10 protein-coding genes are annotated in these 13227 nt (G+C 70.8%); 9 read left to right on the plus strand and 1 reads right to left on the minus strand.

Annotated features, from left to right (window positions below; genetic code table 11):
* The first annotated feature begins 309 nt into the window (after positions 1–309).
* The 4 genes from P3X83_RS43345 (at position 310) to P3X83_RS19930 (ending at position 3387) form a co-directional block, all read left to right on the plus strand.
* Positions 310–606 carry a DUF4244 domain-containing protein gene (locus tag P3X83_RS43345; RefSeq protein WP_346742724.1) on the plus strand — a complete coding sequence of 99 codons (297 nt, stop codon included), beginning with the start codon at positions 310–312 and terminating at the stop codon, positions 604–606.
* A 159-nt stretch (positions 607–765) separates the two neighbouring features.
* A complete protein-coding gene (locus P3X83_RS19920; RefSeq protein ID WP_277306810.1) occupies positions 766–1182 on the plus strand; it encodes a TadE family type IV pilus minor pilin in 417 nt (138 codons plus the stop codon).
* 19 nt (positions 1183–1201) lie between these two features.
* Positions 1202–1627 (plus strand): Rv3654c family TadE-like protein, encoded by a 426-nt coding sequence (locus P3X83_RS19925; RefSeq protein ID WP_277306639.1) that lies wholly within the window; start codon positions 1202–1204, stop codon positions 1625–1627.
* A gap of 278 nt (positions 1628–1905) precedes the next feature.
* Entirely contained in the window at positions 1906–3387 is a 1482-nt protein-coding gene (locus tag P3X83_RS19930; protein ID WP_277306640.1) for a hypothetical protein, read from the plus strand.
* Positions 3388–4048: 661 nt separating this feature from the next.
* Here the strand turns inward: P3X83_RS19930 and P3X83_RS19935 are convergent.
* A complete protein-coding gene (locus P3X83_RS19935; protein WP_277306641.1) occupies positions 4049–6418 on the minus strand; it encodes a DEAD/DEAH box helicase in 2370 nt (789 codons plus the stop codon).
* A gap of 154 nt (positions 6419–6572) precedes the next feature.
* On the opposite strand from P3X83_RS19935, the gene P3X83_RS19940 reads away from it, so the two are divergent.
* From P3X83_RS19940 to P3X83_RS19960, 5 genes are all read left to right on the plus strand, one after another.
* A complete protein-coding gene (locus P3X83_RS19940) occupies positions 6573–6923 on the plus strand; it encodes an STAS domain-containing protein (RefSeq protein WP_111171502.1) in 351 nt (116 codons plus the stop codon).
* A 2-nt stretch (positions 6924–6925) separates the two neighbouring features.
* Entirely contained in the window at positions 6926–7369 is a 444-nt protein-coding gene (locus P3X83_RS19945; protein WP_277306642.1) for an ATP-binding protein, read from the plus strand.
* A gap of 348 nt (positions 7370–7717) precedes the next feature.
* Positions 7718–10048, plus strand: a complete 2331-nt coding sequence (locus P3X83_RS19950; RefSeq protein ID WP_277306643.1) for a sodium-translocating pyrophosphatase — start codon at positions 7718–7720, stop codon at positions 10046–10048.
* Positions 10049–10352: 304 nt separating this feature from the next.
* Positions 10353–10859: a histidine phosphatase family protein gene (locus P3X83_RS19955; RefSeq protein WP_277306644.1), complete on the plus strand. Its 507-nt coding sequence runs from the start codon at positions 10353–10355 to the stop codon at positions 10857–10859.
* A gap of 71 nt (positions 10860–10930) precedes the next feature.
* Entirely contained in the window at positions 10931–13189 is a 2259-nt protein-coding gene (locus tag P3X83_RS19960; RefSeq protein ID WP_277306645.1) for an FUSC family protein, read from the plus strand.
* The last annotated feature ends 38 nt before the right edge of the window (positions 13190–13227 follow it).

Genomic DNA, 13227 nt, shown 5'->3' on the forward strand with positions numbered 1-13227 from the left:
TTTGCGGCACCTTGGCGCCACTCAAGGTCATCTTCCGGGTGCTTGCCGGATATGGAACATAATTCGGTTTCGAAATCGAGCATCTTTCTGGTGAGAGGCCGGGCCGGGGGCGTCCGGGGGCTTAAGGGCTGCGTTATCCACAGAATTGGATTCGGTTTGGAATGTTCGCTGGTCGGGGAGCCGTGCTTCGGGTCATTCTCTCTGGGTTATCCACAGAATGCGGTTCGGTTTGGATGGGCGGGTGGGGATTCGGCGAGCCTGGCGGAGTCGCCGGGCGAGGGGCCCGGTGCCGGAGGTCGGGAGGCCGAGATGGGCGATTGGATGATGACGGCAAGGAAGTTCCGCCTGGGTGGGGGTGGGGCGTCCGTCGCACGGGTGGGCCACCTGGCTCGTGCCGCGACATCGGGGCTGGCCACGCGATGCGCCGCCAGGTTCGCGATGGTGGCGAAGGCCGGTGGTGATCGCGGCATGTCCACCGCGGAGTACGCGATGGGCACGCTCGCCGCCTGTGGGTTCGCCGCGCTCCTGTACAAGGTGGTCACCGGAACGGAGATCCAGGAGGCCCTGTCCGGCCTGATCAACAAAGCGCTCACCATCGCGGGGTGACGCATGCGACGCAGGGCGCCCACACGCCGATGGTCCAGGTCGGTCAACGCGGTCCTCCACGCTGATGCCGCATGGAGGCCGCGGCCCGCTCCTGCAGTCCGGCGGGCCCGCTCGGGCGTGATTCCTGATGGTGTGCCCGTTCGGTCCGGGAGCGCACGGCTGAGCGATGGCCGGAGGCGATCCGCGTGCGGCGGTTCACGAGGCTCGGTCACCGCCGAGACCGCGGCCGTGCTGCCGTCGCTCGTGGTGGTCCTCGCGGCGGCCATGTGGGCGGTGGCCGTGGTGGGCGCCCAGCTCGAATGCGTCGACGCCGCCCGAGCCGGTGCTCGGGCGGCGGCACGCGGCGAATCCCTGGATCGGGTTCGTGAGCTGGCCGCTGATCTCGCTCCGGAAGGCGCGCAGATCGCCATACGACGTGACGTCGGCACGACCGTGGTGACCGTGTCCGCGCGAGTGCGCCCCAAATGGGGCGAGCGGCTCCCGACCGTGTCCGTCGGCACCGACGCCGTAGCCGTGACGGAAGAAGGAGTGGTGGAAAGAGGCGGGATGCGGTTGTTGGGGCGAGATCGCTGGTGACGGGGGTCGGAGGTGAGTCATGGAGGGGCGGGAGCTGTACGGCAGAGGAAGTAGTGGGTTGGGGGGAGGGCGGGAGCGAGGGGCGGCGACGCTTTGGGGGGTGGCGTTCGCGGGGGTGTTGATGGCCATGGCGATGGCGATCGTCTATGTGGGGATGGCGAGGGTGGCCCGGCACCGTGCGCAGAGTGCGGCGGATCTCAGTGCTCTGGCGGCGGCGCGGTTGAGTGTTCACGGTCCGGAACGGGCGTGTGCGCGGGCGGGGCTCTCGGCGAGTGCCAATCACGCTGTGCTGGAGCGGTGCTCGGTCGAGGGGATGATCGCCGAGGTTCAGGTTTCCGTGCGCTTCGCGCTGCCGGGCGTCGGTGAGCGCAGGGTGATGTCGAGGGCAAGGGCGGGGCCGGTTCACCAGGTGCCGGAAGGGGCGATCCCTCCCAGGTCAGGATGAATCTGACAGGAATCTCTGACTATCAAGTCGCGATCGAGTCACGACTTCTTGGTCTCCCCTTCCAGAGGTGCCGCTGGCTCGTAAGGTGCCGCTGACCTCGTGGGTCGTCTGCGTGCGGCCGGATGGTCGGCTCTGACGCTCGCGTTTGGCGTGGGCGGGCCTGACGGGGAGGGAGCGTGCATGGCGTCGGCTCGGTCAAGTCGGCGCGATCGGTCGCCGTGCGGCCGCTCAGGGGTAGAGCGGGCCGGGCGGTGTGACTCTCGGCGAAGGGAGGCGTCGTGACGACGATTCGCAGGCCGGCCGCCGTGCTGCCGGCCGTCACGATGGTGTGCGCGTTGGCCGGAATGCTCGTCGTGACCGCAGCGGGCTCCGCGCACGCCGACGGCGGGCGGATCACGGCTCCGGCGTCCACGGTCTCAGCCCGAGGTCCCGTCGAGGTGACCGCGGAGATCGACGGCCTCTGCGATGTGCGGCTGGTCGTCTCCGGTCCTGACGGCGAGCGGGAGATCGCCCGTGACGGCGTGCGCACCCTCCTGTGCCGGGGGAGCAAGACGATCGGTGGCTCGTTCGACCCCGGTGACGCGGTCAACCGCGCCTACGTCGTCGTCCTGAAGGGGGCGGCCTTCGGGACGGTGTACGACACGCGTGCCTTCGACGTGAGCGTTCCGCCACGGCGACCGGCCGGCGTCTCGGCGGCGATGCGCGGCAAGACCCGCGTCGCCGTCCGTTGGCGCAAGGGTGCGGAATCCGACCTGACGGCCTACCAGGTGACCACAGAGCAGGGACGCCGAGTCGGCACCGTCGCGGTCGACCAGGCGTGCTCCGGCTCGTCATGCACGACCACGGTCGCGGTGCCCCAGCGGGACGCAGGGCGCCAGGTGGGCTTCGTCGTTCGCGCCGTGCGGAGTGATGGGCAGGGGGGCACGCTGGTCTCGGGCGGATCGTCCGTCGCGTACGTGAGCGTGCCCGCCGAGAAGCCACCGGCTGAGCGGGCGGAGACGCTCGCGGCCGGGCGGCGCATTCAGAACTTCCCGGTGGGCACCCCCGGAGGCGTGCCAGAGCCACGTGCGCCCGGCCCCTCGGAGGTGCCGCCGCCTCTCCCCAGCTTGGGAGAGAGGGAAGGCGAGGAGGTCATCAAACTGCCCGAGGCCGTGGTCGAGGGGCAGGGAGGCGTGCCCGGCACGCCTTCGGGTGGAGTCGCTCTTCCTCAAGCGGGCGACACCACGACCGACAAGATCAACCAGTACGGCTTCCTCATTGTGAGCGGCCTGCTGCTGTTGCTGATCGGCGGCCACGCGGGCGCATGGTTGCGCCGTCGTGGTCCTTCCCCGGGGCGCGACCTTCCGCGCGTCCTGGTCGCCACGCCTAGGGTCGGCCCGGGCGCCCATGCCCGGCACAAAGGCCGCGCGGCGGACACCGCGTCGCCGCTGCGGGCCACGGGTGGCAGGGGAGCGCCATCGGTGCGTCGGCGTCCCACGGTCGTGCTCACGATCACAAAGCGTGGCCCTCTCGGTAGGGAGGGCGGGGTGCTACCGGAGCGTCCGACGGGACGCCCTCCGGACGAGCGTAAGGGCCGGGGCGGTTCTGATCCGCCGCCTGACGCGGGCCCTCGCCAGCGGGGCGCGGCGAGCGACGGTACGACGCGCTCGCACGGGCACCGGGGTGTGCCGAGGGACTCGGGGGAGCAGCCTCCTGGCGTTCCACCTGGAGCGATCCCGGCACCACGGTCACCGCCCGCTCGTCCTGAAGCAGAGGATTAGGTACCGCATGCCGTCCACCCGATGACCGTGGTTCGTGGGTGGCGGGTCAACCTTCCCGTGAACCGTTGTCGGCCGGTCCCTGTCAGGGCCCTGGGGTTCCCCCGCGAGTGATGTAAAGGAGAGCAGTTACGCGGGGGCGGGTGCGTCGCCCGCTTCGGATCGTCGCACTGCTGACCGCTGCGGCGATCGTGCGGCTGTTCGGCGTCGGCACGCGTCGGCACGCGTCGGCACGCGTCGGCACGCGTCGGCACGCGTCGGCACGCGTCGGCACGCGTCGGCACGCGTCGCGCCGTTGATTGCTGCGGCGATTGTGGGCTGTTCGCGCGTTGGCGTGTGCGGCTTCGGTGTGTCCGCTTCCGTTCATGCCTCTGAAGGCCATCCCTGTTGGGCGGGGTGATGTTCCGTCCCGTGTGGGTGATGGAGTTTGCGTGGGCATGCTGGCTTGGCCCGGGAAGCTCATTTGTGGCTGGGGGTCGCGTCCTGCGCGGTGGTGGCGGATTTCCCGCAGGCGACCTGGTTGGGGCGTTCTGGGGTTTCTGTGGGCGTTGCGCTTGCCGGCCGCGGTGAGGTTGAAGGAGCCGGCGCACGGTGGGAGGGGGCGGGCGAGGGCCGGTGGTGTGCTCCAGTGCAGCCGAGGGGGTGGGTCTTGGCGTGCTTGGGGTCAGGGGGGTAGCAGGGCGTTGAGGAGGCGGAGGGCGCCGGGTTTGTCCAGGGGGTCGTTGCCGTTGCCGCATTTGGGGGATTGGATGCAGGAAGGGCAGCCGTGGTCGCATTCGCAGGATTGGATGGCTTCGCGGGTGGCGGTGAGCCACTCTTCGGCGCGGGCGTAGCCGCGTTCGGCGAAGCCGGCGCCGCCCTCGTGGCCGTCGTAGACGAAGACGGTGAGAAGGCCGGTGTCGGGGTGGAGTTCGGTGGAGACGCCGCCGATGTCCCAGCGGTCGCAGGTGGCGAAGAGGGGCAGGAGGCCGATCGAGGCGTGTTCGGCCGCGTGGGCGGCCCCGCCGACGTGCAGGCCGTGTTCCTCGGCCAGGGGGCTCACCAGGGCCGTGGGGAGGGTCCACCAGACGGCGCGGGTGCGCAGGGAGCGCGGCGGGAGGTCGAGTGGTTCGTCGCCGAGCACCTCGCCGGTCTGGAAGCGGCGTTTGAGGTAGGAGACGACCTGGCGGGTGACCTCGACCGTGCCGAAGTGCAGTTCGCCCGACCCGAGTGACTGGGAGCGCAGCGTGTTGAGGATGACGATGTCGGTGACGTCGCGGGCGTAGGTGGTGTAGTCGGGCTCGGCGGCGCTGACCAGGGCGATGCCGATGTCGAGGTCGAGGGTGTCGACCAGGAAGGTCTCGCCCTGGTGGATGTAGACCGCGCCCTCGTGGACCGTGGTGTGCGCCGAGGGTTCGTCCACCGTGCCCAGGAGGCGGCCCGTGGAGCCTTCGACGACCTGGACGGGTGAGCCGCCGGAGCCGCGGATGTCGGCGAGGTCGGTGGCGCGTTCGCGGCGCGTCCAGTACCAGCCGGACGTGCGGCGGCGGAGCATGCCCCGGGCCACCAGCTCGTCGAGGACCTCGGGGGTGGTGGGGCCGAAGATCGGAAGGTCACGCTCTGTGAGCGGGATCTCGGCGGCGGCGGCGCACAGGTGGGGGCCGAGGACGTACGGATTGTCAGGGTCGAGGACGATGGCCTCGACCGGTTGTCCGAACAACGCGGCCGGGTGGTGGACAAGGTAGGTGTCGAGAGGGTCGTCTCTGGCGATCAGTACGGCCAGCGCGTCCTGCCCGTCGCGCCCCGCCCGTCCCGCCTGCTGCCAGAGTGAGGCCCGGGTGCCCGGCCAGCCGGCGATGAGCACCGCGTCGAGCCCGGAGACGTCGACCCCGAGTTCGAGGGCGTTGGTGGTGGCCAGCCCGAGCAGGTCGCCCGAGCGCAGCGCCTTCTCCAGCAGCCTGCGGTCTTCGGCGAGGTAGCCGGCCCGGTAGGCGGCGACCTTGCCGGGCAGTTCCGCCAAGCCTTCCGCCAAGCCTTCCGCCAAGCTCTCGCCGGGGGCGTCGGGTACGAGTTCTTCGAGTTTGGCCCGGGTGGTGAGGGCGAGGGTCTCGGCCGCGCGCCGGGAGCGGACGAAGGCCAGGGTGCGCACCCGGTCTACCACGAGGTCGGTGAGGAGGTCGGCGGCCTCGGCGGTGGCCGTGCGGCGGACCGGTGCCCCGCCCTCGCCGCGCAGGTCGGTCAGGGGCGGCTCCCACAGGGCGAAGGTGGTGGCGCCCCTGGGCGAGGAATCGGTGGCCACCTCGGCCATCTGGAGGCCGGTGAGGCGGGCGGCGGCGGCCCCGGGCTCGCTCGCGGTGGCGGACGCCAGGACGAAGACCGGCTGCCTGCCGTACCGGTCGCAGACGCGGCGCAGGCGGCGCAGGATCTGGGCGACGTGCGAGCCGAAGACGCCCCGGTAGCCGTGGCATTCGTCGACGACGACCACGCGCAGCCGCCGCCAGAACGACGACCACTGGGCGTGCCTGGGCAGAAGCGCGCGGTGCAGCATGTCGGGGTTGGTCAGGACGTAGTTGGCGTGCTGGCGGATCCAGGCGCGTTCCTCGTACGGCGTGTCGCCGTCGTAGCAGGCGGCGCGCACCTGGCCGAGGTTCAGTTCGCGCAGGGCGCGGAACTGGTCGGCGGCCAGAGCCTTGGTGGGTGTGAGGTAGAGCACGGTGCCGCCGTCGAGCACCTGGGTCAGGGCCGGAACCAGGTAGGCCAGGGACTTTCCAGAGCCCGTGCCTGTGGAAATGATCACGTTTTGGCCACGGTGGGCGTGCTCGGCGGCCTCGTACTGGTGTGGCCACAGTCCAGTCACCCCGGCGGCGGTCAATCGGGAGACCAGCGGCTCGGGAACCCAGTCGGGCCAGCGGACCTGACCGGCTTGACGTGCTGGAACGTGCTCCACATGAGTGACGCGCTCGCGGCGCGGCGAAAGAGCGAGCAGACGGCCGAGCAGCGCGTCCGCTCGCTGGGGCGAGGAGGCGGAGGGAGTCACTGGTTTCCAGTCTGGCATCTGCGGGCAGAGTCGCCGGGACTCGTGATTTCGTATAGACACTGAGGCAGACCGTGGTTGAATGCCGCGCGTCGGGGTCTAGCGCTCTGGAGTCCCAACCTCCGGATCGCCAGGCCCAGAACAATACTTTCGCAGGCAAGGCGCTGGAGGATCTGTGGATCTGAAGTTGGACCACCGTACCGAGGATCGGCTCACCATCGTCGAGGTCGAGGGTGAGATCGATGTGTACACTGCGCCGAGATTGCGTGAGCTCCTGATCGACCTGGTCAACAAGGGCAACTTCCACCTGCTCGTCAACATGGAGAAGGTCGACTTCCTCGACTCGACCGGGCTTGGTGTGCTGGTGGGCGGCCTGAAGCGGGTGCGGGCCCACGATGGCTCGCTGGAGCTCGTCTGCACTCAGGAGCGCATTCTGAAGATCTTCCGGATCACCGGGCTCACCAAGGTCTTCGGGATCTACGCCTCGGTCGACGAGGCCAAGGAAGCTCACGGCCGAGACAAGTAGTCATGGCAACCGTCGAGCTCACGTTCAGCGCGCTGCCCGCACACGTGCGTACGGCACGCCTGGTCGCCACGGCGATCGCCCGGCGCACCGGTGTGGAGGAGTCGCTTCTGGACGAGGTACGGCTCGCCGTGGGGGAGGCATGTTCCCGGGCCGTGGAGGCGCACCGCCTGCACTGTCCGGGGGAGCCGATCCGCATCGAGCTGCGTGATGACTCGGGTCGTTTCGAGGTGATCGTCACCGACGTGGCCCCAAGCGACGACATCGATCACGGTCTCTCCCCCCTCGCGAACGAGCAGTTCGGGATATCACCCGATCCCTTCTCCTCGGGCTTCGGGATCGCGGTAATCGCCGGTCTGGCCGACGACGTCGAGGTCTACCCGAGCCCCAAGGGCATGCGGATCAGGATGAGCTGGCCCGCCGCGACGAACGGCGTCGCCCCCGCCTAGCCGGGGTTTCGGTCATACCGAAACCCCGGTTCAACACCGGTCCGCAATACGCCGGACTTGTGATGAGAAGCCAGTCATGCCATGTCAGAATGCCCGGTCAACCTGGCATGGTTACACTGCATAATCGACTCGTGGCCAATTGACCAGCCGCAGAGGCTTCATATCCGCGCTCACTCTGCGTAGACTCCCCCGCACCGGCCAAGGTTTGTCCCGCGTACCATCGCGGGAGGTCTGCGGACTCAACCGGAAGCGGCACCGCCTACCGACCCGGATGCGCGCCGCCGCCCGCCGATCGATTAATCGCAGCGCCGTCCGGGCAGGACGTACCCGTCTTGCCGAGGAGAACGGATGTCTGGCCCTTATCTCGCCGCTGTGCCGTCCACAGCGGTATCCCTGAGCGGTTCCCACCTCACCATCGTGATCGTGGTGGCCGCCGTAGCCTTGCTCGCGCTCGCCGTCGCAGGCGGCCTTGTGCGGGAGGTGCTCGGTGCCGGTCAGGGGACCGAGCGCATGCAGAACATCTCGCGAGCCGTACAGGAAGGGGCCGCCGCGTATCTCACGCGGCAGTTCCGGACTCTGGCTCCTTTTGTCATCTTGATCCCGCTGCTCCTTCTGTTGCTGCCGGCCGATTCGACCAGCGTGCAGATCGGGCGGTCGGTCTTCTTCGTGATCGGCGCGGTCTTCTCCGCGCTGACCGGTTTCATGGGCATGTGGCTGGCGGTGCGCGGCAACGTCCGCGTCGCCGCGGCCGCCCGTGAGGCCGGTGAACGGCCCGCCATGCGCATCGCCTTCCGCACGGGCGGTGTGGCGGGCATGTTCACGGTCGGCCTTGGCCTGCTCGGCGCCGCGATCGTGGTGTTCATCTACAAGGGTGACGCCCCGACGGTGCTGGAGGGCTTCGGCTTCGGCGCGGCGCTGCTGGCCATGTTCATGAGGGTCGGCGGCGGCATCTTCACCAAGGCCGCCGACGTCGGCGCCGACCTGGTCGGCAAGGTCGAGCAGGGCATCCCGGAGGACGACCCGCGCAACGCGGCCACCATCGCCGACAACGTGGGCGACAACGTCGGCGACTGCGCCGGCATGGCGGCCGACCTGTTCGAGTCCTACGCCGTCACCCTCGTGGCCAGCCTCATCCTGGGCAAGGCCGCGTTCGGCACCGAGGGCCTGGTCTTCCCGCTGATCGTGCCGATGATCGGTGTGATCACCGCGATCATCGGCATCTTCGTGACCGCGCCGCGCGCCGGCGACCGCAGCGGGATGAGCGCGATCAACCGGGGATTCTTCATCTCCGCGATCATCTCCGCGATTCTCGTCGCGGTGGCCTCCTACCTCTACCTGCCGAGCACCTTTGCGGGGCTCACCGGGGTCAGTGACCAGATCGCCGGGCTCAGCGGCGACCCGCGGATCATCGCCATCGCGGCGGTGCTCATCGGCCTGGTGCTGGCCAGCGCGATCCAGATCCTCACCGGCTACTTCACCGAGACGAACCGCCGTCCGGTGCAGGAGATCGGCGAAAGCTCCCGCACCGGCCCGGCGACGGTCATCCTGTCCGGCATCAGCGTCGGCCTGGAGTCCGCCGTCTACTCCGCGCTGCTCATCGGCGGTGCCGTCTACGGCGCGTTCCTGCTCGGCTTCGGCAACACGACCATCGCGCTGTTCGCGGTCGCGCTGGCCGGTACCGGCCTGCTGACCACGGTCGGCGTGATCGTGTCCATGGACACCTTCGGGCCGGTCTCCGACAACGCGCAGGGCATCGCCGAGATGTCCGGCGACGTCGAGGGGGAGGGCGCCAAGGTGCTCACCTCGCTGGACGCCGTGGGCAACACCACCAAGGCCATCACCAAGGGCATCGCGATCGCCACGGCGGTGCTCGCGGCGACCGCGCTGTTCGGGGCGTTCCGCACCGCCGTCGAGGAGGAGCTGGCCGTCGCGAGCGCGGGAGTCAAGGCCGCGCTGGGATCGTTCAGCGACTTCAGCCTGAGCGTCGACTCGCCGAACGTGCTGGTCGGCCTGATCATCGGCGCCGCGGTGGTGTTCATGTTCTCCGGTCTGGCGATCATGGCCGTGGGCCGCGCCGCGATGCGGGTGGTCTTCGAGGTTCGTGACCAGTTCCGCAACAAGCCGGGCATCATGGACGGCACCGAGACGCCCGAGTACGGCCGCGTCGTGGACATCTGCACCCGCGACTCGCTGCGCGAGCTGGCCACCCCCGGCCTGCTCGCGGTGATGACCCCCATCGCGGTCGGCTTCGCCTTCGGTTACGCTCCGCTCGGTTCCTTCCTGGCGGGCGCGATCGCGGCGGGCACTTTGATGGCGGTCTTCCTGGCCAACTCGGGCGGCGCCTGGGACAACGCCAAGAAGCTCGTCGAGGACGGTCACCATGGCGGCAAGGGCTCCGAGGCCCACGCCGCCACCGTCATCGGCGACACCGTCGGCGACCCCTTCAAGGACACCGCGGGACCGGCGATCAACCCGCTGCTCAAGGTGATGAACCTGGTCGCGCTGCTGATCGCTCCGGCCGTGGTCACCTACGCCGACAGCGTCCCGCTGCGCGTGGGCATCACGGTCCTGGCGGTCGCGGTCGTGGTCGGCGCGGTGATCGTGTCCAAGCGCCGTTCCGTCAGCGACTCCCCGTCCGAGGACAGCGAGAAGCGCGAGCCGCAGCCCGTGGGCCAGTAGCGGCGGCGGTCCGAGCCCGCCGCGATCCGGTGGGCGCAGGGCCATGAGGCCGCCGGGTTTCGCCGAGGGTGGGCGGGCGAGGCCGGCGGCCGGTCGAACCGAGGTACGGCCCGCGGTTCCCCATGAAGGGGACCGCGGGCCGTACCGTGTCATGGGGGTGGGAGACTGATGGAAGACGAACGAAGGAGGGCCACGGTGACCCAGCCCGACCGGCCCTCCGGCGGCAAGACGCTCGGCCTGATCCTGCTGGGCATGGTGATCGTGCTGGCCGTCCTGGTGGGCCTGTCCATCTGGGCGGTCGGAGTTGGCTGATGCCGGGATCCGCACGCTGATCGTGCTTCGCCACGCCAAGGCCGCGCAGGTGCCCGGCCTGGACGATCGCGAGCGTCCGCTGACCGACCGGGGCGAGGCCGACGCCCGGCGGGTGGGCGAGACCCTGCTCGCCCTGGAGCTGCGGCCCGATCTGGTGCTGTGCTCGCCGTCCGTGCGCACCCGGCGCACGGCCGAGCTGGCGCTGGCGGCTCTCGCGCCCGACGCGCCGGTCGAGTTCGAGCGCGACATCTACCAGGCCTACGCGAGCGAGCTGCTCGAACTGGTGCGCCGTACCGGTCCCGAGGTGCGCACCCTGCTGCTGGTCGGGCACAACCCGGGTGTGCACGAGCTGGTCATGGACCTCATCGGCCACGACGGTGATCCGGGGTTCTCACCGGGCGCGTTCGCGGTGATCGAGTCCACCGGGCCGTGGCACGACCTGCGCGGCGGCACGGCCGTCACGCTGTGGAGCCCCAAGCCGCACGAGCGGCCCCGCTGACCGGCGCGTCCTGACTAGCCCGGATCGATCCGGGCACAACCCCCGTTGGGTGAGAAGACGGGGGCGCGGGGATGAGGGGGGTATCCGGGGCGCTGCGTCGTGCGCGGCGCGCGGTCCGCGAGCCGGTCAGGCGAGTGGCCGACCTGGCCCGCCGCGCGTGGGAGGCGCTGCCCGCGTCCCTGCGCGAGGCGTACGAGGTGCCGGGACGGCCCGCGTGGGGCTACGGCGCGCTCTGCGGCACGGCGATCTGCGTGCTGCTGCTCGCGGGCGCGCTGACCGGCCACGTCCGGGAGGGGTCCACGGCGGCCCTGGGCGCGTATCTGACGTCCTTCGCCGACGACCCGGCCATGCCGTACGGCAGGCGCGCCCGCCGTCTGCTCCGCAACAACCTGTTCATCATGATCGGCACCGGCGTCGGCTCACTCGTGGAGCCCAATCCCTGGATCGCCGTGCCGGTCGTCGCCCTCATCGCCGCCGCCGGGGCGTACTGGAACGTGATCGGCCTGCCGCCGACGCTGGCCACGATCCTCAGCTACTTCCAGGGCCCGCTGCCCGAGGGCGTGCTCCTGCACGTCGAGCTGGCCGGCATCGGCGGCCTGTGGATAACCGGGATCGTGCTACTCACCTGGCCGCTGCGCCGCCTGAGACCGCTGCGCTCCGCGTTCGAGTCGGCGGGCCTGGCGCTCGCCGACCTGCTCGACTCCGCCGAACTGATGGCCGACTCCGAGCAGACCGACGACGCGGAGCGCGCGGAGGAGGCCGACCGGGAGTGGGAGGCGCGCCGCAAGGACGCCGAGGACGCCCTGGCCGAGGCGCGCGTCGCCGTCGCCCACTACATCGCGGTCGAGCGCGAGGAGGAGGACGAGGACGACCCCACCCCCGGCCGGATGCTCGACGCGCTCACCCGGATCTTCCACGAGGTCGTCGCGATGCGCATCCTGCGCGACGGGGTCACCGGGCTGACCGAGCGGCGCGACTGGGTCGAGGACCTGGACGAGGCGGCCCACGCCCAGGCCGAGGCCCTGCGCGACGCGATGTGCAGGGACAGCCCGCGCGGGGTGCCGAAGGCCCTGGCGTGCGCGGCGAGGTTCGCCGACCGGGTCGAGGCGATCCGCAGGTCCACGCTCTCGGGGGACGAGCCGCTGGCCGTCGGGGCGCTGCTCGGGCAGATCCGCCGCTGTGTGGACCGGATCGGCGTCGCGACGCGCTCGGCGGCGCTGATCTCGGCCGAGGGCGTGGCCGTGGGGCCGCGGCTGCCGCGCTTCACCGCGCCGCCCGGCACCCGCCACAAGGGGCCGCACACGGCGCACTTCGCGCTGCGGCTGGCGGTCGTGACGGTGTGCTCGATGGTGCTGATGCTGGTGTTGCACGAGGAGTTCGGGAAGTGGTTCGTGGTCACCGTCGTGGCCAACCTGCGTCCCACTTTCGGGGACACCGTCGAACGGGTGCTCTTCCCGGTCATGGGCACCGCGATCGGGGCCACGGCGGGGGCGTTCATGCTGGCCCTGACGCCGGGGCACGTCACGCTCGCGCTGGTCATCGGGGCTCTGGCGGTGGTCGGCTACGCGCTGCGGACGCTCAGCCACAACTGGTGGACGCTGTTCGGCACGCCGCTGAGCCTGCTGCTCGCCGACTACGTGATCCCGCTGTCGTGGAACGCGGCCGTGCTGCGGGTGCTGTTCACCGTCGCGGGCGCGGCGGTCGTGTTCGTCGCGGCGCGGTGGCTGTGGCCGAGGGCGGAGCGGTACCGGGTGTCGGACCGGCTGGCCGACATGCTGGAGGAGCACGCGCGGCTGGTGCGGGCGCTGGCCGACCAGAAGCGGCGCGACGTCGCGGCGCGCGTGGAGGAGGCCGCGGAGTCGGCCCAGCGGCTCGACGAGTCCCTGGAGCGGCTGGGCAAGGAGCCGGGCGGGACGGTGCCGGAGCCCCTGCGGGACGCCGTGGACCACGCGGCGCGCGTGAGGGACGACGCCCTGGCCCTGTACGCGGTGCCCGCGCCCGACCCGGGCGCGGACGAGTCGGCCCCGACGTCGGCCGTCCTGGACGCAGTGGCCGACCGGCTGGAGGCCACGGCGGACGCCGTGCGCACGGGGGACCACGGCGGGCTTCCCGACGACCTGGACGAGGCCCTGGACGCCCTGGCGACCCACGTGGAGGACCTGACGGAGCAGCGGCTGGACGAGGTGGCCGAGGGGGCGGCCGAGGAGTGGACGGCCATCAGGTACGCCTACACGCACGCGGCGTCGGCGCACCCCACGCTGGAAGACCTGGTGACCAACGCGAGCCGGCTCAGCAAGGCGGCCATGTCGAAGGAAGCGGCCATCGTATGAAGCGGCCCTCGTATGAAGGCCCGTGTCAGGGCGCGATC

Origin of the sequence: Spongiactinospora sp. TRM90649 (genome assembly GCF_029382225.1) — a bacterium.
Taxonomy (GTDB): domain Bacteria; phylum Actinomycetota; class Actinomycetes; order Streptosporangiales; family Streptosporangiaceae; genus Spongiactinospora.